This window comes from Aliiglaciecola sp. LCG003 (genome assembly GCF_030316135.1).
Taxonomy (GTDB): domain Bacteria; phylum Pseudomonadota; class Gammaproteobacteria; order Enterobacterales; family Alteromonadaceae; genus Aliiglaciecola.
In genome coordinates this window covers 3,963,137-3,987,095 of record NZ_CP128185.1, presented here as the reverse complement: position 1 = coordinate 3,987,095, position 23,959 = coordinate 3,963,137, and the positions used below count along the sequence as shown (strand labels likewise).

The window sequence follows — 23,959 nt, the reverse complement described above, 5'->3', positions numbered from 1 at the left end:
AATTAGCCAGCCGGATTTGTATTTTAATCATGTATTTGAGCGTATCAGCTGATCTACTAGCGGCAGATGGCAAATTAATTGGTACCGCAGGCCTGATACAAGTTGAAGGCAGTGGCGGCGGAGGCATAGTCCCGTGGGCCACTATCGCTGGTTATGACAGTCGAGATCAAATATCGGTTAACGTGGCCATAAGCCAAGTGGATATTGATGATTATCGCCTCAATACGCTAGCGGCGTCGGTATCTTTTTACGATAGATTGGAAATGAGTGTGGCACACCAACGCTTTGATTTGAAAACCTTAGGTGGAGATATTCGGCAAAATGTGGTCGGATTGAAATATCGCGTATATGGTGATGTGGTTTTTTCTGCTTGGCCCCAGGTGAGCGTGGGGATGCAACATAAACGGCTTGAAGATGGAGCCATTGCTGAGGCACTCGGAGCTGACTCATACTCTAGCGGCACTGACTTTTATGTCGCCATGACCAAAGTGCATCTAGCTGCCCTTGCCGGCTACAATGCGGTCTGGAACCTAACGGCCCGTGCCACTAGAGCGAATGAAATGGGCCTACTAGGATTCGGCAGTACGACCCAAAATGGGCATGAAGTCATGTTGGAAGCCTCAGCAGGGATTTTGTTTTCGCGGCATCTAGCCGTTGGCGTTGAATATCGCCAAAAGCCTGATAATCTTGGTTTGGGCGAGGACGATTGGTTTGACGTTTTTGTTTCTTACATCCCCAACAAAAATATCAATTTAACCCTGGCATGGGTTCAGCTAGGCTCGATTGCAGGGGCACAAGATCAATCTGGCCTCTATTTATCGGTCAATGGTCAACTATGGTGATTGGAATGAGAACAGTGATTTTACTTTTATCATTAGCAACGATACTAAGTGGCTGTGCCACCCAGCAACAAACCGTTTATCAACAGCTTGGAGGCAGTGACAAGGTGGCTGAAATTGTGGACAATTTTGTCACTGAAATCGAATATGACCCCATTATTTTAGGGTATTTCGAAGGCTCAGACATCGACCGTTTCAAAAAAAAATTGACCGAGCAAATATGTGTATTGACCGGGGGGCCATGTCAGTATTCAGGCGACACTATGGAACAAGTTCATCAGGGGATGAATATAACCGAAGGTCATTTTAATCGCACGGTGGATTTATTGATAAAGGCGATGGATAAAGCCGAGGTTTCCCATCCCATGCAAAACCAAGTACTCAAAGTGCTAGCGCCGACTCGCAAGGATATGTTGTACCAGTAGTTTTGACTTGACTGTATGATGACTACCTTAGTTAGGTGCTTATTTTAAATTCTATTTTTCAATTTTCCTCTTCCCTAAGGGACTATTTACGAGCCAATATTTGCTTGGATAGAATCGTATTCTTTTCGTGATACTTTTGCGATATTTGAGATCCACACTAAACCTCGTTGACTAACTAAATATTCTAAACGAGGGATTAACATGAAGAAAATTACTAGACTAGTTTCATCGACCTTACTCATCGCTGCAGCACAGCAAGCATCGGCAGCAGAGTTGACCATCGAAATTCAAAATTTAACACAAGGCATCTACTTTACGCCGTTGCTCGTAGCAGCGCATACCCCTGATGCCAGTCTGTTTGAACTCGGTGAAGCGGCCTCTGCAGAGATTGAAGCAATGGCTGAAGGCGGTGCGCTTGATGGTCTAATGACCATTGGCACTTCAATTAATGCCGATATGGTGGCTAATTCTGCTGGTGGTTTGCTAGTTCCATCCGCATCAACCTCTACCATGCTCACAAACGATAGCAGTAATTCAGTATTATCTATTGTAGGTATGGTGCTTCCCTCCAATGATGGGTTTGTAGGTTTGGGCAGTTGGCCCATACCGAGTGAGGTGGGCACCTATACCATTTACCTCAACGCTTATGATGCAGGCACCGAAGCGAACGATGAATTGCGCACCAGTATGCCAGTACCACCGCCACTAGATCCGCTCTTAGGTAACGGAGGCTCAGGGGTAACTAGTACCGAAACCAATGCAACTGTGCATATTCATCGAGGCAACTTTGGTGATAGTGATATGGCCGCTGGTAGCAGCGACATGGTAAACAGCGTACATCGTTGGCTGAATCCTGTCGCAAAAGTGGTCTTAACGGTAAACTAGGAGGTTATCATGTATAACTACACAAAAAGATATTCTTACCATTTTGCCACTGTTGCAGTTTCTACTTTACTGTTAAATGCCTGTGGCAGTGACGATGACAATGTCACTCAGCCTCCTCCAGCGCCAGTGAATTATAGCTATGAAGTGACAGTGACAAATCTAACCAATGCTCAACCCCTATCACCACTGACACTTGTGTTACATCGCGACGGCAACCTATGGATGGTGGGAGAGTCTGCATCTGAAGCACTCGAAATGATGGCCGAAGGCGGAGATAATTCTGCCTTGCTAGCGCTACCTATGGTCGACGCAGGCGCGTCTGGCGCAGGTATTCTTGCACCGGGAAGCACTGAGTCAGTAATGGTAACCATTGAAGACATCGATGATGCTAAATTATCACTCGCCACTATGTTAGTGAATACCAATGACGGCTTTACCGGTCTAAATGCTTGGCAGCTAAACCAGCTTTCAGTGGGACAGTCTTGGTCAACTCCATTGATGGCCTATGATGCCGGCACTGAAAAGAACACTGAAGCTAGTGGCTCTATTCCTGGACCAGCTGATAGCGGGGTTGGATTCGACGCTGCTCGTGATGATTTGGATTTTGTTGCTGATCATCCAGGTGTGGTTACCGCTGCTGATAATTTGATTACCTCAGTACTTGATGCCCAGCATACGTTTGATAATCCCGTGGCTATACTTACGGTGAATCGAATTGAGTAATTAGTTCAACCTCTCACTTTGGCCGGCTTGTACACAGTGAGAGTTTTAAATTGATAAGGTAAATAATGGACAATGTGTTAGTGGTTGAGGATGATTTAGACATTGCGGAATTGATCCGGGTTAATTTGGCCGAACTGGGCGTCGAAATAGTGCACTTTGCTAGTGGCGAACCAGCATTAACCTCAGCTCTTGAAGATGATTTTGCGCTAATGCTACTCGATGTGATGCTGCCAGGAGTCAATGGCTTGGATATTTGTCGTCAGGTCAGAGAAAAAAAGCCGCAACAGGCCATCATTATGTTAACCGCGAAAAGCTCAGAAACAGATCGGGTATTAGGTCTTGAACTCGGTGCTGATGACTACATCACCAAGCCTTTTAGCGTCCGTGAGTTACAGGCCCGAGTGCGTTCTCAATTGCGCAAAGCCAATAGTTTAAAACAAGTGTATAGCCCTCAACTGGCAAATGCGGATACCCCGTTAAATATTGGCGCTTTACAGATCAATCAGAAGAATCATGTGGCGACCTTTAAAGGTGTGATTCTAGACTTAACCGCTACTGAATTTGAGTTACTGCTGCATCTAGCCAGTCATCCTAATCAGGTTTTTACCCGCAGTCAGCTACTTGAGTCTGTATGGGGGTATCACCACAGTGGTTATGAACATACGGTAAACTCTCACATCAATCGACTTCGGGCGAAAATTGAAGATGACGCCACCAGTCCATCTATAGTTCAAACCGTTTGGGGAGTGGGATATAAATTCAACCCAGCAGGCGTTGCGTAAATTCAGTTATTTAATTTTTTGCCTCTCCTAGCATCTAGCCAATAGACTCGCTGTAATCCTATTCCTTAATGGGATTGTGTTAATTTTGCGACTACAAAGCATACCAATTTTCGTGAATTGCGGCATACTATAGCGCGATTAACATACAATGCTGGGGAGATATACTGTGGGGCAAACGTTACTGGTGGCGCTAGCTATGGTGTTCGTCATTGAGGGAATTGGACCCATGCTTTTCCCCAATAGCTGGAAAAATTACCTGAGTCAAGTGGCCTCTCAACCAAGTGAACAGCTACGCACAATTGGTGGAGCTATGGTAACAATAGGCTTGGTAGCATTGTTCTTCTTATTGCCTGAGTAGTCAGCTTTACAAACATTAATAGTCTCTCTAAGCCCTTGCTAGGCAGAAAGTCTGATTGCGACTCAGGTTTTGGATCCATCCGTACCTGTAGAGAAAATCGGCTATGAGTATAGATAATTCGATAGGTTGTTATCTAAACAACTAACTTTGTTGTTGTGAAATCTCGTTCAAAGCGCCTTTTTAGCCTATTGTTCAGCTTTTATTCTATTTTGGCATGAATAAAGTGAAAAAACGGGTGATCTAGTGGGCTGCTTTTTGATAGAATCCTCGCCTAATTTTCTGACAGTTTTTATTCATGGCTAAAAATGTAGTAGTACTCGGCACTCAATGGGGTGACGAAGGAAAAGGTAAAGTAGTAGACTTACTTACGGATCAGGCAACCTACGTTGTGCGTTATCAAGGTGGTCACAATGCTGGCCATACATTGGTAATCGATGGTGAAAAAACCGTCCTGCATCTAATCCCCTCTGGCATCCTGCGCGCGAACGTTACCTGTGTTATTGGTAATGGCGTGGTATTGAGCCCAGAAGCTTTATTAACTGAAATGCGCATGCTTGAAGCTCGCGGTATTCCAGTACAGGAAAGACTGGTAATCAGTGAGGCCTGCCCGCTAATTCTGCCTTATCATGTTGCGCTAGACGTTGCTCGTGAAACCGCTCGAGGTAACAAAGCGATCGGTACCACCGGGCGCGGCATTGGCCCCGCCTATGAAGACAAGGTTTCTCGACGTGGTTTGCGTGTGGGCGATTTATTTGATGCTAAAGAATTCGCAGTTAAGCTGAAAGAAATTCTTGAATACCATAACTTTGTTCTGACTCAGTACTATAAAGCAGACCCTGTTGATTTTGATACAGTATTGGCGGATGCATTAGCTGTCGCTGACTTGCTTAAATCTATGGTAGTAGATGTGACCGATGAGCTAGATAGAGCTAGACAACGTGGTGATGCCATCATGTTTGAAGGGGCTCAAGGTACACTCCTTGATATCGACCACGGTACTTATCCCTATGTCACATCGTCAAATACCACCGTTGGCGGCGTGGCCACAGGCGCGGGTTTTGGACCTTTGCACTTGGATTACGTACTAGGTATTGTTAAGGCTTACACCACTCGTGTTGGAGCAGGTCCATTCCCCACGGAATTAGATTGTGAAGTGGGCCAGCATCTTGGCGTTAAAGGTCATGAGTTTGGTGCCACTACAGGCCGTAAGCGACGCACTGGTTGGTTTGATGCTGTTGCAATGAAGCGTGCGGTGCAAATTAACTCAATTACCGGTTTTTGCCTAACCAAATTAGATGTGTTGGATGGCCTTGAAGAGCTGAAAATATGCACTGGCTATAAGCATGCTGACGGCACCATTAAAGACGTGCCGCCTATGGCCGCTGATGGCTATGATATTATTACGCCAGTTTATGAAAGCATGCCTGGATGGAGTGAAAACTCCTACGGTGTAACAGTCTATGAAGACTTACCGGTAGCAGCGAAAAATTACATTAAGCGTTTAGAAGAACTGACAGGGGTACCAGTAGATATTATCTCAACCGGGCCTGACCGCAATGAGACAATAGTATTGCGTCATCCCTTCGAAGTTTAATCCTAACCTTCATACTAAATAAAAAAAGCCGCTAAAAAGCGGCTTTTTTGTTTTTCTAACTCAGCTCAAAACCCTTCTCAGCAACTCAATTTGTGTAATAATGATTTTAGATTATATGCCCAAGGTGAATTATGAGTGATCTAAGCCCGACTGTTGAACAGCCTTCAGAACTATCGCAAATCGCAACTATCGTCGCGGGTTTACGGGATACCTTTTCATCAGGATACCCCCGTGAGTACTCGTGGCGTGTGGAACAGTTAAATCAGCTCAAGCGCATGACATTGGAGCAACAAGATAAGATATTGGCTGCTTTGCATGCTGACTTAGGCAAATGTAAAAGTGAATCTTGGCTATCCGAGATCGGTTTTATTGTCGGAGATATCGAACACACACTTAAGAAATTAAAAAAGTGGATGAAACCTCGCAAAGTCAGCACGCCTATAGCGGCGCAACCAGGCTGCAGTTATCAACTGCCTGAGCCATTAGGTACTGTATTAATCATCGGTGCTTGGAATTATCCTTTTCAGTTAGTTTTTGCTCCTCTTATCGCGGCTATTTCGGCTGGGAATTGCGCAGTGTTGAAACCTTCAGAACTGGCTTCCCAAACCTCTAAATTAATAGCCGAAATTGTGCCCCAATACCTTGATAGCAATGCTATCGCTGTGGTTGAGGGTGCGGTAGATGAAACCACAGAATTACTCAAACAGCCTTTTGAACATATATTTTATACTGGCGGTGAAACGGTAGGTAAGATAGTCATGCGCGCAGCAGCGGAGCATCTAACGCCTGTCACTTTGGAGTTGGGCGGAAAAAGCCCTTGTATCGTTGAATCCAGTGCCGATATTGAGGTAACTGCCGCTCGGATTGTTTGGAGTAAGTGGATGAATGCTGGGCAAACCTGTGTTGCTCCTGATTATGTTCTAGTGGAAAAGTCACTCTCCAGTCAATTAATCGCGGCAATACAGAAAAAGCTCCAAGCCTTTTATGGGCAAGATATTAAATCTAGCAAAGACTATGGCCGTATCGTAAATCAACGCCATTTTGCAAGACTAAGTCACTACTTAGAAGGTCAAAATATCGTATTTGGTGGTGAACAAGATTTGGATAAAAAGTACTTTGCTCCGACTATCGTACTTGACCCGGCACTCGATAGTGAATTGATGCAACAGGAAATATTCGGCCCTATTTTGCCGATTATCACCCTAAATAATATCAATGAGTCAATTCCCTTTGTGAATCAGCGAGCGAAGCCATTAGCACTTTACGTCTTCACTGCAAACAGTCAATTTGAACAAAAAGTACTGAATCAAACATCCGCAGGCAGCACCTGTGTCAATGATGGATTCATGTTTATGTTGAACCCAGAATTGCCGTTCGGTGGTGTGGGGCATAGCGGAATGGGTAACTACCATGGAAAATTCGGCTTTGATACCTTTAGTCACCTTAAAACAGTAATGAAACGCAGCTTTAAGTTTGATGTGAGTTTACGTTATCCGCCGTTTAGTGCACTCAAATTATCCATTCTTAAAAGGTTGTTGTGACAATGACTGCAAATATTCAGCCTTTTCATTTAGCTATTCCGGTAGATGATTTACCTGCAGCCGAAGACTTCTATTCCAAAGTGCTTGGATGCGCACAAGGTCGTAGTTCAAGCCATTGGATTGATTGGAATTTTTTTGGTCATCAGTTGGTAACCCATTTAGTCGCTGATATGCCAAGTCAACCCGCCCCCAATGAGGTAGACAATAAAGCAGTGCCTGTCCCACATTTTGGCGTGGTACTTGAAATGCATGATTGGCACTCACTGGCACAGCGAGTCAAGGCCGCTGGGGTTGAATTTGTAATTGAACCTTATGTTCGTTTTGCCGGACAAACTGGTGAACAAGCCACTATGTTTTTTCTTGACCCTTGCGGCAACGCCCTTGAATTTAAGGCGTTTAAAGACATTAAACAGTTATTTGAAAGTTGATGAGTGGATATCTTTGTTGACGTATTCAGTGCAAACCTTTAGGTTTTAGCTCAAGTTATTTGGCGGTATTTAACAAACTATCGTCAATATCGGCTTGAACCTCATCACTTTTTACATCTAATGGTTTTTTAACATTCCCTGCCTGATAACGGCCGGGTTTATGATTGACTGCAATCAGTAGATTAAGCGTGATCGCCCCAATCACTGACAGCATGACTAATTCAAAACTAAAAATGAATATCGATCCCGTCATTATAATTGAGTCCACTAACAAACCAAAATTACCGGCTCGTATCGTATATTTATTTTGCAGGTAGAGTGCCAAAATACCCAAACCGCCCAAACTTGATTTGTGCCTAAACATGATAAGCAAACCAACGCCTATTAGCATTCCGCCAACCATTGCAGAAAACAACGGATGGACCTGCTGAATTTGAATGACTTGACTCATCTGTTCGGTCATCAATGACACCATAGTGACTGAAATAAAGGTATTGATAGTGAAGCGCTTGCTCAACTGAGACCAAGCAAGGTAATAAAACGGAATGTTAACCACAAAAAACATGATACCGAAATTTACCGATGTCAGATGACTGCCAATGATAGCAATGCCTGCAGTGCCGCCAGTTAACATTCCTTGGTGATCAAATAGAACAATACCTAATGACACCATCGTACAGGCACAAAATAGTGCTAAAACATCTTCGTAAAATCGGTGTGTGGGGAATGGCATGCAATACAACCTTTTGCTGGCAATCAATTGGAAAATAACGGTCGCGGAGTGTAACGGAATGACGCTCTTGTGTATCGCTGGCGGGATTGAAAATAACCCCTGCGCAGCCGCTGATAGTAGTGCTTTCTTTACGAGTCTTTAGCAGTGAGTGAATAGCCTGTTACAGAGTTGTAAGCACAGGCGTAAATGGTGGCAAGCGGGTTAAATCTAGCTGGCTGATTAGTGTTGATTTTCGAGGGGCAATACTGCCGTTAAGCAGTGTATCGCGACATTTTTTACAGTCATAAATTTTACTTTTTAATCCAACGAACATACTCACTAGGCGACATGCCATACCAGCGTTTAACTGCTCTATTTAACGAAGCTTGTTCACCGTAACCCAGTAAATCCCCCAACATTTGTTTACGCATTGTATGTACAAATTGTTGAAAGCGTCTTTTGCGCTCATCATCAAGCAATTGGCTAAAGCTCATGTGATTTAATTTTAACCGCCTTTGTAGTGTTCGAGTCGACATGCAAAGCACTTCTGCTAGGGTTGATAAAGTCAAATTGTGTAGATCGGCACTGTGCAGCACAGGTTGTAATTGGCTCAACCAACCATGTTCATTAACATAAAGCTGTTTTGCTTCTTTTGTGGCTAAAAGTAAGTGACTATTTACTAATTCGTTGCGAGTGAGAATCGGCGTGTCTAATAATGCTATATCAAACTCTATGACATTGCAGTTTCTTGAACCTTTGACCACACAACCAAACCAAGCTGCTAAGGTGTTTAATTCATGAGCAGTGAAATTATCTTGTAAGTTGACGCATCTGGGAGTTACCAGTTTGCCGGAAACTCGACGAACTGTTGCTAGCCATGCTGTCATATTACGTAGCACCGCATGACGGTTATGGAAATAAGGCTGCCATATCAAAGTTGCCACCTTACCATTGTGGTTAAATTGGGTTTGACCGATATCTGCAACGGTTTTATCAAACTGCAACAAAGCTTCTAGGGCCGCTTGCAAGGTATCACATGATTCAACCAAGTAACCGAGCAGCCCATACTCCGCACTCGTTATACCTTTGCCGATATTGAAGCCCCATAAACTATCTTGGTTTGCTTTTGCTGCTGCATCTAAACCTTGTAGATAAACTTCCATCGGCACACGCAGATGCTCTTTCCACATCGACGGGATGTAGGCTTCAATTACGTGGCAATACTCACGACTGACGTCTGACATGATGGCGCCCTAAGACAAAAAAATGACATATTCAGCCAAGTATGCCCCGATAAGAAAGGTTAAGCTAGAATCACTTTTCATTGTCATAACTTACCCACATGCCTTTATTAGATATAACAATCCAACTTCCTCAGCATACGAAATTCAATATGCAACGGCTCACTGACTGTACACTATTAAGTAAGATCTTCGCTGCAGAGATTATTGAACTAGAAAAAAGCGGCGGGGACCGGCGACGTTCGGTCAACATGCGGGGCCATCAGTTTATCGAAAGAATTACTCATCTAAGTGATACCGAAATTGTTTATCAAATAGAAGGCAATGGCCCGGTAAAAAATCATCAAGGGCAGATTGTATATATTGAAAGTAGTGATGGACCCTATTTACATTATCAGATCCATGGTCAAAGTAATTCGTGGGTGCCTACATGTTTACTAAAGGTTGTGATGAATTACGATTTTAAACTGGCTGCAAAACGACTGAAGGAATCCCTAAGTGAGCGTTGAATATATATTGTTATTGTTGAGCCCGTTATTTCTTATTGCAATAGCGGTAGAATTGCTTAAGAAAAGAGCAAGTTATTCAATAAAAGAGTTTAGCTTAAACCTTGGCTTAGCCTTATCTCACCAAGCGACCGATATCATCGCGATGCTGGCACTTATGCCACTGTTTTTGTGGGTGCATACATCCTTTGCGCTATTTACCTTTGAGTTAACTGCTTTTATGGTGTTCTGCGCGTTTATCTTGCAAGACTTTTTATATTACTGGTTTCATAGGGCTAGTCATCAGTGCAACTGGCTGTGGGCAGCGCACATTGTTCATCACAGCTCTATGAATATGAATTTTTCTACTGCGCTTAGACAAAGTCTTTTTTATCCAATCGTTGGCATGTGGGTGTTTTGGTTACCCTTAGTCATTTTAGGTTTCCCGCCTGAGTTAGTATTTGCCACTGTGGCAATAAATTTAGCCTTTCAATTTTTTGTGCATACCGAACTGGGTCCAGAATTCAAACTGCTTGGAAAGGTTTTGAATACGCCTAGGCACCACTGCCTTCATCACGCCAGTAATCCACAATATATTGATAAAAACTATGCTGGGGTGTTGATCATTTGGGATAAACTATTTGGCACTTTTGCCCAATTCGATGGGGAAGCCCCGCGCTATGGTGTAGTTGAGCGTCACTACGAACTATCTTTTCTTGATGTGGTATTTACCCCTTGGCGCATATTGTTCAAGAATCTAAAACAGCAACCAAACCTTGCTTCTGCGATAAAGTTGTTATTTAACAAACCTAGTAAATTAAGGCCATGATCGCAGTGGCAGGGCGAAATAAATATAGCTATTTTTGTACGTCTTTAATTTTGAATGCTATATTAAATCTATCGATTTAAAGGACTAGGCTTCAGCGGTATTCTCACAGGAATTGATCTAGCATAAACAGCTTATAGGCGAGCCTTTATGACTAACACGCTCTTAACTTCAGACATCAATATGGTAAGGGTAACGAATATGCTTCGCTCTGCCTGGCAGGTGATTCAAATTTGGTCTGACCTCATTCTCGTTATGCTACTACTGCTGCTTTATTTTGCCTATGGTGAGTATCAGCATCAAAATCGAATGCAACTTATCAATGAGCCGAAAATCAATGACTTCTACTTTGTAGACTATCATTTGATTGAGCCTGCTTCAGACGTCAGATTTCGTTATATTCCGCTAAAAGTATCTTCTATTGATGGTGACTTAATTACTTTCAAACTTGGCAATATTGGTCATTCTACCCAAGTCTCAGCCACTGAGCATGTCAAATATGATATGGCATTAAAGCGTATATTTTTTAGACCAGACGATCTAGTGGTGAGTCGCCAAACTATATTTAATTGGGCTGATGAAGGAATAATTTACGATATCGCCAGGCCGACTAATATCTTCATTAATGGTTGGATAGTGATGAACCTGAGCGATTTATCAACTGATTAAAACTGCAGTAGCAGACTACTTAATTGATGTCTAAATAAAAGCCTCCGCATTTGGAGGCTTGTAGATGAAGAAATGGAGCTATGCCTGCCTGTCATGGCCCCTAAAAATTTATTTTTTGTTTCTTTTTATTCTTACAAAGCCAAGCAAGCCTAAACTTAATACCATAAGTGTAGATGGTTCAGACACTGCTACTCTGTCACTCCAAGACCACTCGCTACGCGTGTAGTCGTTGCCGTCCCATGTATAGCCAATTGAAAACTCACTACGCGGAAAATCCCATATATCCATTGTTTGATAATCAAAATTACTACCTGATCCATCAGAAATTCCTACAACACCTTTATCTGGATCTTCATCAGGATCTACACCATCTATTGATAAGAAATTAAGTTGGATATCACCATTTGCAGTAATAATAGCTTGAAAGGTGTTTAACAAGTCATTGTCTTCATAATCTGGAACTTCGAACCAAGTAAAAATATAGGCATCTTGACCACCAAAGACTCCCGAGTTTTGATAAATGCGAGCATCATAATTTTCTTCTAGGTCCAAGTCACTCCAAAATGCAGCAATGGATACACCATAATCATCCTCAAAATCGTCTTCAACATCATACTCATCGTTGCTGTAAGTGAAATTTAAAGAGCCATTTGTATTGACCGAAACACTGTTATATAAGGTACCGTACACACTCATTGATGGGCTTAAGGCAACTTCTTGATTATCATCATCTTCATCGGTTAGATCGGCTAGTTCTGCACCAAAGTCGCTATACTAGTTTGGGATTACGCCCGCGTGTGTGTTTAAACTTAGTCCCAAAAATACAGTACTGAGAATAACGGCTAACTTTTTCTGTCGCATATTTTACTCCATTAAATGTTCTATTTTTCATTCGATAAAGCGAAATTGAAGCCAAAATTAAACTGTTGATTTTAATGGGTAAACTAAGATATTTGTGAGGGGAATATATTAGGTGTTAAAAATATGGACATTTATTCTACTTAAATAGAATAAAAAGAAGGTCAAATTAATCTGACCTCTTTTGCTGATTGACGAGACTTGGTTAATCCCGTTCGAGACGCCTATTCAGTCTAAGCCTCGTCATCAAATATATCTTCGATCGACATTTTAAACAGCTTCGCTGCTTTGAATGCCAAGGGTAAGCTAGGGTCAAACTTACCTTTCTCAATGGCATTCACCGTCTGTCGAGAGACATCCAATGCTTCAGCTAGATCAGCTTGTGTCCAATCTCGTTCTGCCCGAAGTACTTTTAAACGATTCTTCACATGTACCTCCGATGACCCAAAGCAATACCGATACCGTATGATATACCCATCACAAACAACAAGTTTGAGGGTTCAGTTTCTGAAGAGATCAGTCTGATATGGTCCATTAAACCGTAGATGGCACCAAAGACCATGCTTACCCCTAAAGATAATGCCATTGCTTCCAATTGGATACGACGTTGCAATTCATCCATCACTTGCAGGTGGTTTTTATTGGCGATTATCATTTTTGCACCAAAACCAATGTTTACAATTGTCATGATAAGGGTGATGTTGGTGTTGAAGTCCCACCAAAATTTGGGACCAAAGGCCACCACCGCTAAGCTTATAAGCCAGCCAAATGTCCAAATCATTAAACTTTTTGAAGTTCGTCTAGTGCGTTCACACAAATTTTCTGATTTTATATTTTCATCTGTCATAAGTCTTCATCCTTTGTCATAAAGTAAAGTTATATTTACTTTATGGAAAGGTTAGGTGTCTTTTTGTTTCATGTCAAGTGTATCTTACAAAAAGGATCTGAAGCTTTACTTTATGTCGACTTTTATGCTCTTTGTAAGCCACAAAGTGGTAGTGGGGTGAAGCGTTGATAGGTGTTCTTGAGCATAAAAAAGCCCAGCGATAGCTGGGCTTTTTAGTTACAAATTTGGCATTAAACCCGTTCGAAAACCGTCGCTATACCTTGGCCTAAACCTATACACATGGTGGCTAAACCAACAGATTTGTTGTTCGCTTCCATGAGATTCAGCAAGGTGGTAGAGATACGCGAACCAGAGCAACCCAATGGATGTCCTAAGGCAATCGCACCACCGTTTAAGTTCACTTTATCTTCATAGGTATCTAACCAGCCGAGCTGCTTGATACAAGATAAAGCTTGGGCGGCAAACGCTTCATTGAACTCAGCAAGCTCAATATCAGCCATGGTCATACCCGCACGTTTCAGCGCTTTTTGGGTGGCAGGTACAGGGCCAAAGCCCATAATAGCGGCGTCACAACCGGCAACTGCCATTGAACGGATTTTAGCTCTTGGCGTTAAGCCTAGTGCTTTTGCACGCTCGGCAGACATCAACAACATGGCTGAAGCACCATCTGAAATTGCCGATGATGTACCTGCGGTTACAGTGCCGTTGACCGGATCGAAAACCGGACGCAATGCAGCCATTGTTTCGACAGTAGAATCAGGACGAATAACTTCATCGGCCTTGATCAGTTTCAGCACGCCATTAGCATCATGGCCCTCGATTGGAACAATCTCATTATCCCATCGACCTTCTAGATGCGCTTTGTGGGCACGTTGATGAGAGCGAGCTCCAAAGGCGTCTTGCATTTCGCGAGTGATACCGTTTTGGCGACCAAGCAACTCAGCTGTCATACCCATATTACCTGAGGCTTTGGCGGTATGTTTTGCCAGACCAGGATGAAAGTCTAAGTTGAAGTTCATCGGCACATGGCCCATATGCTCAACACCACCTATCATGTACACATCGCCTTGCCCCAGCATAATGCCTTTAGCGGCATCATGTAGTGCTTGCATTGACGAACCACATAAGCGGTTTACGGTTACAGCAGCGGTAGAACGAGGAATATCGGTCAACAGTTGGGCGTTACGCGCTATGTTGAAGCCTTGTTCTTTAGTTTGTTGTACACAGCCCCAAATAATATCTTCTATCTCAGCAGGATCGACATTTGGATTGCGTTCCAGCAACTTAGTCATTAGATGTGCAGACAAAGTTTCTGCACGAACGTTACGGAAAATTCCGCCTTTAGAACGACCCATAGGGGTACGAATGCAATCAATAACGACTACTTCTTTCATGTTTATCTCCTCGGGTCTGAATTAAGCGGATTGTGAAAAATAAGATTTACCTGAAGCGGCCATCTCGCGCACGCCATCAGAAATCTGATAAATCGGACCCAAATCAGCATATTTGTCAGCTAATGCGACGAAATTGCTCAAACCCATTGTCTCGATATAACGGAATATACCGCCTCTAAAGGGAGGGAACCCAAGACCATAAAGCAATGCCATATCGGCTTCTGCAGCACTAGCAACAATGCCCTCTTCTAAACAACGGATGGCTTCGTTCGCCATAGGTACCATCACTCGCGCAATAATTTCTTCGGCATCGAAGTCACGTTTATCGGCACAGTGCGGTGCAAATAATTCGTAAGCTTCTGGCGCAGGAGTTTTGCTGGGACGTCCGCGTTTGTCGACGCCAAAGTTATAGAAACCTTTGCCATTTTTCTGACCAAGACGATCTGCACGATATAAGCAAGTTACCGGATCATTATCAATCTTTTGCATGCGCTCAGGAATACCATCGGCCATCACGCTAGATGCGTGATCAGCTGTATCCATTCCCACTACATCGAGTAAGAATGCGGGTCCCATCGGCCAGCCGAAAATTTTCTCCATAACCTTGTCAACGGCTACAAAATCGGCACCATCAAGGATTAGCTTGCTGAATCCAGCGAAGTAAGGAAAGAGCACACGGTTAACTAAGAAGCCTGGGCAGTCGTTTACTACGATAGGGGTTTTACCCATTTTCAAAGTCGCAGCAACAACTGCAGAAATAGTTTCTTCTGAGGTGTTTTCACCACGAATGATTTCAACCAAAGGCATCTTATGCACAGGGTTGAAGAAATGCATGCCGCAGAAGCGTTCGGGTTTATCCAAACTTTTTGCTAACTGGTTAATAGAGATAGTTGAGGTGTTGGAACAAATAATGGCGTCTTCTGCCACATATTGCTCAGTCTCTTTCAATACAATTGCTTTAACCTTAGGGTTTTCCACAACCGCTTCGATGACTAAGTCAGCATCTTTGATGGCAGAATATTCTAGCGTAGGCACAATATTGTTAAGAGTAGCAGCCATCTTGGCGGCATCTACCTTGCCACGTTGCATACCTTTACCAAGGATTTTCGCAGCCTCATTTAGGCCTAAGTCCAATGCAGGTTGGGCGATATCTTTCATGATAACGGGGGTGCCTTTAACGGCAGACTGGTATGCGATGCCACCACCCATGATACCCGCGCCTAACACTGCAGTTTGCTTAATTTGCTTGGTTGCAGCTTTAGCCTGTTTTTTACCTTTACTCTTAACAATTTGATCGGCTAAGAATATTCCAACTTGGGCTTTAGCAGCATCAGATTTGGCTAGTTTGGTAAAACCTTGATTCTCAAGTGCAAGGGCAGCGTCACGATCTAATCCAGCCGCTTTCGCTACTGTATCGACCATGATATGCGGGGCAGGGTAATGTTTTCCAGCTTGCGCGGCGACCATCGCCTTAGCTGTGGAGAAACTCATAGTGGCTTCATTCGGGCTAAGGGTTAGCGGCGCTTTTTTCTGTGCCCGGCGAGCTTGCCAATCAAAATCGCCAGCAATAGCATCGGTTAGCATGCCGATGGCTGCGTCGACTAAATGTTCTGGGGCTACCACGCTGTCAATTGCACCTTCAGCTAGGGCTTTGGCCGCTTTGCGATCACGTCCGGTAGTCATCCATTCTAATGCGTTATCAGCACCAATCAGTCGTGGTAGTCTTACTGTACCGCCAAATCCTGGCATTAAACCTAATTTAACTTCTGGCAAGCCGATGCTGGCATTGGTGTCTGCAACACGTAAATCACAGGCTAGGGTCATTTCACAACCGCCACCTAATGCGAAACCGTTTATTGCAGCGATAGTCGGAAATGGCAGATCTTCAAATTTATCAAAAACCTGAGACGTTTTAGCAACCCAAGCCAAGACTTCTTCATCTGCTAATGCAAATAAACCGGTAAATTCGGTAATGTCAGCGCCTACTATAAAAGTAGATTTCGCGGAGCGAACTACCACACCTTTAACGTTGCTGTTAGCAGCAAGTTTTTGAGTTGCTTGTTCAAGTTCAGAAACGGTCTGCTGGTCAAATTTATTCACCGAACCTTGTGCATCAAACACTAATTCTGCTATACCATTGTCCAGTAATTTTGCACAAAGGCTTTTGCCTTCAAATATCATTATTATCTCCTTCAACTGAGTAAGGATGGTGTGTGAGACTATAATATAGTCGAGACACATTTGTAGGGGATTTAAATATTGTTGAACAGATTTGAAAGCGCAACCTAATTTCAACAGAATTTAACAAGAAATATGGGTAGATAAGTCAGTTTCAAGTGAAACTTGTCAACTAAGTCGCCGTCTAACCCTGTATCATAGTGTGACTATCTTCAATCTAGAGGGCCCGTTTGTCAGGATGATTGCCGTTGTTTCTTAATAAAGCCAAGATATTGTCAGTTAAATTATTAATATTATGCTCTCTGCTTAACCACAGCACAGTGGTATGGGCCACAGTGGGTGATAAACCCAGTTCCCCATCGGCCCAACAACGAGAAGCGTTCGAAAGGCTAGAATTGTTGGTTTCCAAGCCAAACTCGACTGAATATAAAAAGCTGCGGGAACAAATAAGGGGTTATCCGCTAGAGCCATATATCGAACAATTGACCCTTAGAGCTTTTCCTTATAATGGTAATCAACAAAAGATAACTGAATTTCTTCGCCTCTATGAAGGCACCCCGCTAGATTGGCCGCTAAGGCGCACTTGGCTAGAGCAATTAGCAAAAAATAATGATGCAGAGCGATTTATTCAGTTTTTCAAGCCTACCGCTAACGTAGAGCTGACTTGTCAATTTCTGTCTTTTAAATTGCTACGTAAAGACGACATCCAGAGCGTCTACAATCAAGCTGAAAAACTTTGGGTGGTGGGTGAATCTCAACCTAATGAATGTGATCCTGTGTTCAAAGCTTGGACTCAAGCCGGTTTGCGCACTGAAAAGCATGTCTTAGCGCGATTAGCCTTGGCGGCGGACGGTGGCAATCATACCTTGATCCCGTATCTTAAGACGTTGCTCAGTGAAGATAAGCAGTACTTAGCTGATCTATGGCTCAGTGTGCGTCGAAATCCCGGTTATGTCAGCCGTTTATCGAAGTTTCCTGGCACTCATAAAGAATTAGAATTAGCCATTTTGCAATATGGTTTAACGCGCCTGATTTGGCGTGATGATGATTTAGCCTTGAAAAGTTGGCAGAAAGTATTGGCCAAATACAATGTGCAACCTACTAGTCAACTGAAAATGGCGGAGACATTTGCCATTGCATTAACCATTAATGAACATCCAAAAGCGTCGGAGTGGTTAGAAAAAGCCAGTCATGAAAACGCAGAAGAACAGTTATTTCGCTGGCATTTGGCCTATGTAATTAAGTCGGGCAATTGGCAACATGCGTTGGAAGTGATTGATTTGTTACCTAGCCAAATAGCCCAAGATCTGAGTTTTCAATACTGGCAGGCGAGGGCGTTCGAACAAATCAATGAATCCAACAAAGCCAACTTGCATTATCAGCAGATAGCTAAAAATCGTCACTATTATGGCTTTCTTGCCAGCGGGAAGTTAGCACTTACTCCTAATATGGTAGACAAACCGTTGGAGTTTGATCCCATGACATTGTCTCAAGTGGCCAACATGCCTGCGGCTAAACGCGCCCATGAATTTTTGCAACTACAGCGCTATACAGAAGCTCGTCGAGAGTGGTGGTACTTACAATCTCAACTGAGCCCTCAACAAGAATTGGTATCTGCAGTACTGGCTGACAGTTGGCAGTGGCATGATCGTGCAATTACCGGTTTTTCAAACACCGGATACCTCGATGATATAAAACGACGGTTTCCGATGGCCTATAAAGATCAGTTGTTAAATCATGCTCAAGTTAATCAAATTGACCCGGCATGGGCGTTTGCCATTGCTCGTCGCGAAAGCTCATTCATGTCAGACGCGAATTCAAGCGCTGGTGCTAAAGGTTTAATGCAATTGTTACCAGGAACCGCTCGATATTTGGCCAAGAAAAAAGTGAGTAACCAAGTGTTATTTGATCCTGACAGTAATGCTGGCTATGGCACTCAGTATCTGCGTTACCTCATGGATAAAATGGATGACAACCCAGTGTTAGCGACAGCGTCTTACAATGCTGGTTGGCGACGAGTACAAAGTTGGGTGCCTCGGAAGCAAAGTATGCCCGTCGACATTTGGATTGAGACGATTCCCTACAAAGAAACTCGCAATTATGTCAAAGCAGTACTGGCATATCGCCAAATTTATGCCCAACAATTAGGCCAGTCAACAGGTCTGTTTGAAGACCTAGTGAATATGAAGTTAGGTGGCGTGGTGATTGAACCCCCTGCCACCCGGAATTAGCAGCACTTGGGCGGGGTGAATAGGTCGTTAATCACAGCTTAAACTTGACGTTCAATAAGTGGCTAGTTCGGTGTAACTATTGACGATACCCCCTTATTCCATGATAGTGTAATGCCCATAAATACTCATGTTTTAGTAATTAGTGGTGCTATGCAAACCTTACCGAATCTATATCCACAACATATTGAAGAAATGCAAACCCGTACCAAAGAAGCGTTATTGAGAGAAGGGATTGAAGGTCTAATTATTCACTCTGGTCAAAGCAAACGCATGTTCTTGGATGACAATCACTATCCTTTTCACGTGAGTCCCCAATTTAAAGCCTGGGTTCCGGTCATTGACAATCCGAATTGCTGGTTGGTGGTAAACGGTGTTGATAAACCTAAGCTTATTTTTTATCGACCTAAGGATTTCTGGCATAAAGTACCGCCAGAGCCCTATGAATACTGGGCGAAGGAGTTTGATATTGTTTTACTTTCTCAGGCTGATGCAGTGGAGAAACATTTACCCTACGACAAAGTAAAATACGCTTATATCGGCGAATACCTTGAAGTAGCCCGCGCCTTAGGTTTTGATTTGGTCAATCCAGACCGAGTGTTGCATTTTCTGCACTACCATCGAGCTTATAAAACTGACTATGAGTTGAGCTGCATGCGCGAATCGAGCAGTATAGCTGTTGCAGGACATCAAGCCGCAGAGCAAGCATTTAGGCAAGGGTTGAGCGAGTTTGATATTAATCTAGCTTATTTAAAAGCTACCCGCTTAGGTGAAAACCAGGTTCCCTATAACAACATAGTTGCGCTGAATGAAAACAGTGCCATCTTGCACAATATGATTACGGAAACTCAGGCTCCGGCGGAATCCCGCTCTTTCCTTATTGATGCGGGAGCGACCTGCAACGGTTACGCGTCTGACATTACCCGTACGTATAGCGCTAAACAAAATGAGTTTGCTGCATTAATTGATGCCATGGACAAGGTCACCCTAGATCTAATTAACATGCTTAAACCTGGTGTTCCTTATCTTGATATTCATTTGGCGGCGCACGCTCACATTGGTCGACTTTTGAACGAGTTTGGAGTGGTTAATTTGTCTGCAAACGATTGTGTTGAAATGGGTATTACCAAAACCTTTTTCCCCCATGGGATTGGCCATTTCCTTGGCCTGCAGGTACACGATGTAGCGGGTCATGCTGCAGATGATCGGGGCACACCGAATCCACCACCGGATGATCATTCCTTCCTTCGCACCACGCGTACAGTGGAAGCCAGACAAGTGTTTACCATAGAGCCTGGTTTGTACTTTATTGATAGTCTGTTGAGGGATTTAAAGAGTACTCCCGAGTCAAAATTCATCAATTGGAATATTGTTGATCACTTTAAACCCTTTGGTGGTATACGCATTGAAGATAACATCATTGTGCATCGTGATCGTAACGAAAATATGACGAGGGATTTGGGTTTAAATTAGAAGCTAAATCAGCGCTTAATTTTTAAAATGAACAGGCTGGTATGGCATCACTTGTTGGTGCCTGAGCCTGAAGCTTATCTATCTGATCTACAGAACTACGCAGGGTTAAATTCTCAGGCCACTTATTGATAGATCGTTGCAAAATTAACTGTGCTTGCTCAAAACAACCCGCATTAGCCAATGCATAACTGTAGTTATTCAGATACTCCGCATGCTCAGAACCGCTTTCAAGCCCTCTAGTGAACCACTGCAGCGCCATCTTTTGGCTGTGTGGGTCATCGCCAACTTGCATGTAGTAGTTTCCCAACAGGAAATATCCTAACCACTCATCAGGCCATTGGGACGTGGCGGTCTGTAGGCCGTTAACGCCTTGCTCGGTTTTACCAATAGTTATCAGTTCATGAGAGGCTTTGATATACAGGTAAGAATCAAACTGCTCACTACTTTGAGTAGGGGGTTGCAATGCCAGTAACCAGTAGTTGCCCCTTTGCCAAGTGCGTTCAAATACTTCAAAGCCAACTTTTAGATTAGCCGTTTCACCGCTATGCAAGATCAATTTGTGTTGAGTTAAATCGTAACCTATGACAACCGCATAATGCCAAGCAGGTATCCAGGATATCCCTAAATTTTGAAATACAATAACCGGTTTATTTTCGCCAACTAAACGTATTAATTGCTCCAATGTACCGCGTTGAGTGTAGGGTACAACGCCAAAACTTCTAGCGGTTGATACCATCTCAAGTTGCAAGGTGCCATGGCGCTTAGGAATGACAGTATGAGCTGCTATATCATCCGGACGGGTGTTAAATTGATAAAAATTGAGTACCTCTGCAAGCACAGTCGGGCCACAGTAATACTCTTGCTGGGGATAAAAGGGAACGTCAGTAATTAGATGCTGTGCTGCAATATCCTGGGGTGGATTATTAACTAGCGCCTGTGTCTGTTGCATAGTTTGACAACCTTGTATCAAAACTATGCAACCGACTAGCAGGCACATCCTGACGATGTGCATCACTGAAAATTACTCACCTACAGGACGGATAAACGGGTAGGCATCAGTAACACCTAGTAAATCTAATACCGCCACCACTACCAACACAGTAACTACCACACCTATAAGACCGGCACCTGCTGGGGCATCATTGAGTTGCTGGTTCAAAGCATTCACTTCATCGGGCGTCATGTTGTTGATTCTAGCAATCGCATCTGCTTGACTAACACCTAGGCTAGCCAACTTGTTTTGGACTTCCGTATCAGACACCATGGCTAGTATTTGCTGTTTGTTATAAGCAACACCACGCTCGGCCAATATTGAGTCTGACGTGACTACATCCGCGTGAACAAAAGGGGCGGCAGTTAGTGTCAAACCGACAGCAAAAGCAATAGATTTAGTATAATTTTTCATGGCTTACCTCATTAATGAATGTATCCGCATTAGTTGCGAATTTGTATTATTGATAATGCTAATGCAAATATTGGACCAGATTCTACACTTCGGCTTGCAGGCCTTTAAAAATAGCACTTACATTGTTAATGAATATCTGTTCACTAAATCTTTAAACCATTGTCAGTTGTAATCTGTGTAGTAATTTCACGGTATACATGAACATTTTTACCTGTACTTGCTAGTTGTTCGAATCTCAACCGGCTAGGACCCATTGCACCAATGAAAACCTAAAAACATTCAAGATTATTAGATAGATGTCGATAACATTAGCGATAATAATGAGGAAATGAAGTATGTTTGCTAATGATCAAGAAATATTTTCAGCCGAAAAAGTAACGCAACAGTACACTGAGAATGAAAAATCAAACACTGCTGACTTACCTATTTTATCAGGTATGAAAGATGCCTATAATTCCAGTTTAGATTTAGGCTTGAGTAAAGAAATGTTGGATAAATTACGCCAATACTGCGCTTAGCTTAACCTCATCACCATAGTGCCGCATCCCTGCAGTCACCATTAAGCTGCTCGCTCAACTGAAATATGTGCAAGACTGATCAAGGCGTCTTTATAATCTGAGTCTGGTAGTATTTTAAGGGCATCTATGGCTTTGTCGGCCGCATTTAAAGCTTGTTGGCGGGTGTAGGTTAACGAACCCGTATCTTCCATTGCTTGCAAAATCTGATCTAGATTTTCCATACCATTATTGTGCTCTATGGCATCTTTGATCAAAGTTTGCTGCTGTTGTGAACCCTTCCACATTGCGTAAAGTAACGGCAACGTAGGCTTACCTTCGGCCAAGTCATCGCCCACATTTTTGCCCATCTCTTGGCTATCAGCCGCATAGTCTAGAATGTCGTCGACTAATTGAAAAGCGGTACCCAAATATCGCCCATAGTCTTGCATGGCTGATTCAATTTCTGCTGGTTGATCGGTTAGCACCGCGGCAAGCAAAGTGGCAGCTTCGAACAAGCGTGCAGTTTTGCTGTAAATTACCTCCATATAACTTTCTTCACTGGTGTCAGGGTCATTGCAATTCATTAACTGCAACACCTCACCTTCGGCAATCACATTTGTGGCATCAGAAAGAATCTCCATCACTCGCATGCGTTTTAAATCAACCATCATTTGGAAAGAACGGGTGTAGAGAAAATCGCCAACTAAAACACTGGCTTGGTTGCCAAAAACTGCATTCGCTGTTTCTCGACCGCGGCGCATGGTGGATTCATCTACCACGTCATCATGCAGCAAAGTTGCAGTGTGAATAAACTCAATAATGGTCGCTAATGTGTGATGCTGGTCTGATTGAATACCGACTGCTCTGGCAGCTAAAACTGTTATCAGGGGTCTAATTCGTTTACCGCCACTGTTGACGATATAAAAACCCAATTGATTGATCAGAGCAACATCGGAATTAACCTGTGCTTGAATGAGTGCGTTAACTGCTTGCATGTCAGTGTCAGCAAGGCGACGGATCTGTTCTAAGTCCATTATTCGGAAACTGGCTCTGTGTCGAAGTAAGTATGTGCGCGCAATTCTACATAAATAACGCTATCTATCCAATCAACACATGGATTAAAATAGCGATATTGGTACTTAAGTGTGAATTTACAATAATAATTTGCGTTTAGGGGTTGCTTGGATAGGTCAGTTCACGTACAATTCGCGCCCTGTTTTTGAATTGTAGCGCCGTGGGCGCAGAGCGGAGTTAAATATGTACGCGGTTTTCCAAAGTGGTGGTAAACAACACCGTGTGGCCGAAGGTCAAACCGTTCGTCTTGAAAAAATCGAAGTCGCACCAGGTGATGCTGTTGAATTCGATAACGTCTTGATGGTTAGTAATGGTGATGATGTTAAGATCGGTATGCCTTATGTTGATGGTGGCAAGGTAACTGCTGAAGTAGTTACTCATGGTCGCGGTGACAAGATTAAAATTGTCAAGTTTCGTCGTCGTAAGCATTCTCGAAAAACTCAAGGTCATCGTCAGTGGTTCACAGAAGTGAAAATCACTGGCATTAGCGCTTAATA

The 23,959-nt window shown here is 43.2% G+C and carries 26 protein-coding genes and 1 pseudogene; 16 read left to right on the top strand and 11 right to left on the bottom strand.

Features of this window, described 5'->3' with window-relative positions; all coding sequences use genetic code 11:
• Positions 1 to 29 precede the first annotated feature (29 nt).
• The 9 genes from QR722_RS17385 (at position 30) to QR722_RS17345 (ending at position 7,575) form a co-directional block, all read left to right on the top strand.
• Positions 30 to 842, top strand: coding sequence for a DUF3034 family protein (locus tag QR722_RS17385; RefSeq protein ID WP_286287723.1), 813 nt, complete (start codon positions 30 to 32; stop codon positions 840 to 842).
• 5 nt (positions 843 to 847) lie between these two features.
• Positions 848 to 1,264 carry a group I truncated hemoglobin gene (locus QR722_RS17380; RefSeq protein ID WP_286284226.1) on the top strand — a complete coding sequence of 139 codons (417 nt, stop codon included), beginning with the start codon at positions 848 to 850 and terminating at the stop codon, positions 1,262 to 1,264.
• A 201-nt stretch (positions 1,265 to 1,465) separates the two neighbouring features.
• Positions 1,466 to 2,149, top strand: a complete 684-nt coding sequence (locus QR722_RS17375) for a spondin domain-containing protein (protein WP_286284225.1) — start codon at positions 1,466 to 1,468, stop codon at positions 2,147 to 2,149.
• A 9-nt stretch (positions 2,150 to 2,158) separates the two neighbouring features.
• Positions 2,159 to 2,872, top strand: a complete 714-nt coding sequence (locus QR722_RS17370; protein ID WP_286284224.1) for a spondin domain-containing protein — start codon at positions 2,159 to 2,161, stop codon at positions 2,870 to 2,872.
• A gap of 62 nt (positions 2,873 to 2,934) precedes the next feature.
• A complete protein-coding gene (locus QR722_RS17365) occupies positions 2,935 to 3,654 on the top strand; it encodes a winged helix-turn-helix domain-containing protein (protein WP_286287721.1) in 720 nt (239 codons plus the stop codon).
• Positions 3,655 to 3,820: 166 nt separating this feature from the next.
• A complete protein-coding gene (locus QR722_RS17360) occupies positions 3,821 to 4,012 on the top strand; it encodes a DUF2065 domain-containing protein (RefSeq protein ID WP_502872443.1) in 192 nt (63 codons plus the stop codon).
• A 295-nt stretch (positions 4,013 to 4,307) separates the two neighbouring features.
• Positions 4,308 to 5,606, top strand: a complete 1,299-nt coding sequence (locus tag QR722_RS17355; protein WP_286284222.1) for an adenylosuccinate synthase — start codon at positions 4,308 to 4,310, stop codon at positions 5,604 to 5,606.
• A gap of 131 nt (positions 5,607 to 5,737) precedes the next feature.
• The gene (locus QR722_RS17350; protein ID WP_286284221.1) at positions 5,738 to 7,147 is read left to right on the top strand and encodes an aldehyde dehydrogenase family protein; all 1,410 of its coding nucleotides are present in this window, start codon (positions 5,738 to 5,740) and stop codon (positions 7,145 to 7,147) included.
• A gap of 2 nt (positions 7,148 to 7,149) precedes the next feature.
• The gene (locus QR722_RS17345; RefSeq protein ID WP_286284220.1) at positions 7,150 to 7,575 is read left to right on the top strand and encodes a VOC family protein; all 426 of its coding nucleotides are present in this window, start codon (positions 7,150 to 7,152) and stop codon (positions 7,573 to 7,575) included.
• Positions 7,576 to 7,630: 55 nt separating this feature from the next.
• On the opposite strand, the gene QR722_RS17340 is transcribed toward QR722_RS17345, so the two are convergent.
• Positions 7,631 to 8,308: a YitT family protein gene (locus QR722_RS17340; RefSeq protein ID WP_286284219.1), complete on the bottom strand. Its 678-nt coding sequence runs from the start codon at positions 8,306 to 8,308 to the stop codon at positions 7,631 to 7,633.
• 290 nt (positions 8,309 to 8,598) lie between these two features.
• Positions 8,599 to 9,531: an AraC family transcriptional regulator gene (locus QR722_RS17335; RefSeq protein ID WP_286284218.1), complete on the bottom strand. Its 933-nt coding sequence runs from the start codon at positions 9,529 to 9,531 to the stop codon at positions 8,599 to 8,601.
• A 149-nt stretch (positions 9,532 to 9,680) separates the two neighbouring features.
• Between QR722_RS17335 and QR722_RS17330 the strand changes: the two genes are divergently transcribed.
• The 3 genes from QR722_RS17330 to QR722_RS17320 all read left to right on the top strand — a co-directional run bounded on the left by QR722_RS17330 (position 9,681) and on the right by QR722_RS17320 (position 11,508).
• Positions 9,681 to 10,037, top strand: a complete 357-nt coding sequence (locus tag QR722_RS17330; RefSeq protein ID WP_286284217.1) for an SRPBCC family protein — start codon at positions 9,681 to 9,683, stop codon at positions 10,035 to 10,037.
• The gene (locus tag QR722_RS17325; RefSeq protein ID WP_286284216.1) at positions 10,027 to 10,842 is read left to right on the top strand and encodes a sterol desaturase family protein; all 816 of its coding nucleotides are present in this window, start codon (positions 10,027 to 10,029) and stop codon (positions 10,840 to 10,842) included. The genes QR722_RS17330 and QR722_RS17325 overlap by 11 nt, the downstream gene beginning before the upstream one ends.
• A gap of 147 nt (positions 10,843 to 10,989) precedes the next feature.
• The gene (locus tag QR722_RS17320; RefSeq protein WP_286284215.1) at positions 10,990 to 11,508 is read left to right on the top strand and encodes a hypothetical protein; all 519 of its coding nucleotides are present in this window, start codon (positions 10,990 to 10,992) and stop codon (positions 11,506 to 11,508) included.
• Between the two features lie 108 nt (positions 11,509 to 11,616).
• On the opposite strand, the gene QR722_RS19440 is transcribed toward QR722_RS17320, so the two are convergent.
• The 6 genes and pseudogenes from QR722_RS19440 to fadB form a co-directional block, all read right to left on the bottom strand.
• The gene (locus QR722_RS19440; RefSeq protein WP_502872484.1) at positions 11,617 to 11,796 is read right to left on the bottom strand and encodes a PEP-CTERM sorting domain-containing protein; all 180 of its coding nucleotides are present in this window, start codon (positions 11,794 to 11,796) and stop codon (positions 11,617 to 11,619) included.
• 30 nt (positions 11,797 to 11,826) lie between these two features.
• Positions 11,827 to 12,252: pseudogene (locus QR722_RS19435) on the bottom strand (nidogen-like domain-containing protein); the annotation flags it as partial.
• A 347-nt stretch (positions 12,253 to 12,599) separates the two neighbouring features.
• Complete coding sequence (locus tag QR722_RS17310) at positions 12,600 to 12,794, bottom strand: helix-turn-helix transcriptional regulator (protein WP_286284213.1); 195 nt, start codon at positions 12,792 to 12,794, stop codon at positions 12,600 to 12,602.
• On the bottom strand, positions 12,791 to 13,213 hold the full coding sequence (locus QR722_RS17305; RefSeq protein ID WP_286284212.1) for a hypothetical protein: 423 nt from the start codon (positions 13,211 to 13,213) through the stop codon (positions 12,791 to 12,793). Before QR722_RS17305 ends, QR722_RS17310 begins: the two co-directional genes overlap by 4 nt.
• Positions 13,214 to 13,443: 230 nt before the next feature.
• A complete protein-coding gene (gene fadA / locus QR722_RS17300; RefSeq protein ID WP_286284211.1) occupies positions 13,444 to 14,607 on the bottom strand; it encodes an acetyl-CoA C-acyltransferase FadA in 1,164 nt (387 codons plus the stop codon).
• 21 nt (positions 14,608 to 14,628) lie between these two features.
• Positions 14,629 to 16,788: a fatty acid oxidation complex subunit alpha FadB gene (gene fadB, locus QR722_RS17295; protein ID WP_286284210.1), complete on the bottom strand. Its 2,160-nt coding sequence runs from the start codon at positions 16,786 to 16,788 to the stop codon at positions 14,629 to 14,631.
• A gap of 245 nt (positions 16,789 to 17,033) precedes the next feature.
• On the opposite strand from fadB, the gene QR722_RS17290 reads away from it, so the two are divergent.
• Both QR722_RS17290 and pepQ read left to right on the top strand, forming a co-directional pair.
• Complete coding sequence (locus tag QR722_RS17290; RefSeq protein ID WP_286284209.1) at positions 17,034 to 19,016, top strand: lytic transglycosylase domain-containing protein; 1,983 nt, start codon at positions 17,034 to 17,036, stop codon at positions 19,014 to 19,016.
• Positions 19,017 to 19,166: 150 nt separating this feature from the next.
• A complete protein-coding gene (gene pepQ, locus QR722_RS17285; RefSeq protein WP_286287720.1) occupies positions 19,167 to 20,486 on the top strand; it encodes a Xaa-Pro dipeptidase in 1,320 nt (439 codons plus the stop codon).
• A 22-nt stretch (positions 20,487 to 20,508) separates the two neighbouring features.
• Here the strand turns inward: pepQ and QR722_RS17280 are convergent, their stop codons facing one another.
• Together QR722_RS17280 and QR722_RS17275 are read right to left on the bottom strand one after the other, a co-directional pair.
• A complete protein-coding gene (locus QR722_RS17280; RefSeq protein WP_286284208.1) occupies positions 20,509 to 21,435 on the bottom strand; it encodes a PA2778 family cysteine peptidase in 927 nt (308 codons plus the stop codon).
• 72 nt (positions 21,436 to 21,507) lie between these two features.
• Complete coding sequence (locus tag QR722_RS17275; RefSeq protein ID WP_286284207.1) at positions 21,508 to 21,891, bottom strand: PA2779 family protein; 384 nt, start codon at positions 21,889 to 21,891, stop codon at positions 21,508 to 21,510.
• A gap of 335 nt (positions 21,892 to 22,226) precedes the next feature.
• On the opposite strand from QR722_RS17275, the gene QR722_RS17270 reads away from it, so the two are divergent.
• Positions 22,227 to 22,409, top strand: coding sequence for a hypothetical protein (locus tag QR722_RS17270; RefSeq protein WP_286284206.1), 183 nt, complete (start codon positions 22,227 to 22,229; stop codon positions 22,407 to 22,409).
• Positions 22,410 to 22,450: 41 nt separating this feature from the next.
• Here QR722_RS17270 and ispB read toward each other — a convergent pair whose 3' ends face one another.
• Entirely contained in the window at positions 22,451 to 23,422 is a 972-nt protein-coding gene (gene ispB / locus QR722_RS17265) for an octaprenyl diphosphate synthase (RefSeq protein WP_286284205.1), read from the bottom strand.
• A gap of 223 nt (positions 23,423 to 23,645) precedes the next feature.
• Here ispB and rplU point away from each other — a divergent pair, with 223 nt between their 5' ends.
• Complete coding sequence (gene rplU, locus QR722_RS17260; RefSeq protein WP_286284204.1) at positions 23,646 to 23,957, top strand: 50S ribosomal protein L21; 312 nt, start codon at positions 23,646 to 23,648, stop codon at positions 23,955 to 23,957.
• The last annotated feature ends 2 nt before the right edge of the window (positions 23,958 to 23,959 follow it).

What these genes read in the sequence shown, in the direction of transcription:
- QR722_RS17305 (WP_286284212.1), bottom strand. Translation starts at nt 13,213, where the DNA reads ATGACAGATGAAAATATAAAATCAGAAAATTTGTGTGAACGCACTAGA.
- QR722_RS17380 (WP_286284226.1), top strand. Translation starts at nt 848, where the DNA reads ATGAGAACAGTGATTTTACTTTTATCATTAGCAACGATACTAAGTGGC.
- rplU (WP_286284204.1), top strand. Translation starts at nt 23,646, where the DNA reads ATGTACGCGGTTTTCCAAAGTGGTGGTAAACAACACCGTGTGGCCGAA.
- QR722_RS17345 (WP_286284220.1), top strand. Translation starts at nt 7,150, where the DNA reads ATGACTGCAAATATTCAGCCTTTTCATTTAGCTATTCCGGTAGATGAT.
- QR722_RS17375 (WP_286284225.1), top strand. Translation starts at nt 1,466, where the DNA reads ATGAAGAAAATTACTAGACTAGTTTCATCGACCTTACTCATCGCTGCA.
- QR722_RS17320 (WP_286284215.1), top strand. Translation starts at nt 10,990, where the DNA reads ATGACTAACACGCTCTTAACTTCAGACATCAATATGGTAAGGGTAACG.
- QR722_RS17280 (WP_286284208.1), bottom strand. Translation starts at nt 21,435, where the DNA reads ATGCAACAGACACAGGCGCTAGTTAATAATCCACCCCAGGATATTGCA.
- QR722_RS17370 (WP_286284224.1), top strand. Translation starts at nt 2,159, where the DNA reads ATGTATAACTACACAAAAAGATATTCTTACCATTTTGCCACTGTTGCA.
- fadA (WP_286284211.1), bottom strand. Translation starts at nt 14,607, where the DNA reads ATGAAAGAAGTAGTCGTTATTGATTGCATTCGTACCCCTATGGGTCGT.
- ispB (WP_286284205.1), bottom strand. Translation starts at nt 23,422, where the DNA reads ATGGACTTAGAACAGATCCGTCGCCTTGCTGACACTGACATGCAAGCA.
- QR722_RS17335 (WP_286284218.1), bottom strand. Translation starts at nt 9,531, where the DNA reads ATGTCAGACGTCAGTCGTGAGTATTGCCACGTAATTGAAGCCTACATC.
- QR722_RS17385 (WP_286287723.1), top strand. Translation starts at nt 30, where the DNA reads ATGTATTTGAGCGTATCAGCTGATCTACTAGCGGCAGATGGCAAATTA.
- QR722_RS17340 (WP_286284219.1), bottom strand. Translation starts at nt 8,308, where the DNA reads ATGCCATTCCCCACACACCGATTTTACGAAGATGTTTTAGCACTATTT.
- fadB (WP_286284210.1), bottom strand. Translation starts at nt 16,788, where the DNA reads ATGATATTTGAAGGCAAAAGCCTTTGTGCAAAATTACTGGACAATGGT.
- QR722_RS17330 (WP_286284217.1), top strand. Translation starts at nt 9,681, where the DNA reads ATGCAACGGCTCACTGACTGTACACTATTAAGTAAGATCTTCGCTGCA.
- QR722_RS17270 (WP_286284206.1), top strand. Translation starts at nt 22,227, where the DNA reads ATGTTTGCTAATGATCAAGAAATATTTTCAGCCGAAAAAGTAACGCAA.
- QR722_RS17275 (WP_286284207.1), bottom strand. Translation starts at nt 21,891, where the DNA reads ATGAAAAATTATACTAAATCTATTGCTTTTGCTGTCGGTTTGACACTA.
- QR722_RS19440 (WP_502872484.1), bottom strand. Translation starts at nt 11,796, where the DNA reads ATGGATATATGGGATTTTCCGCGTAGTGAGTTTTCAATTGGCTATACA.
- QR722_RS17355 (WP_286284222.1), top strand. Translation starts at nt 4,308, where the DNA reads ATGGCTAAAAATGTAGTAGTACTCGGCACTCAATGGGGTGACGAAGGA.
- pepQ (WP_286287720.1), top strand. Translation starts at nt 19,167, where the DNA reads ATGCAAACCTTACCGAATCTATATCCACAACATATTGAAGAAATGCAA.
- QR722_RS17350 (WP_286284221.1), top strand. Translation starts at nt 5,738, where the DNA reads ATGAGTGATCTAAGCCCGACTGTTGAACAGCCTTCAGAACTATCGCAA.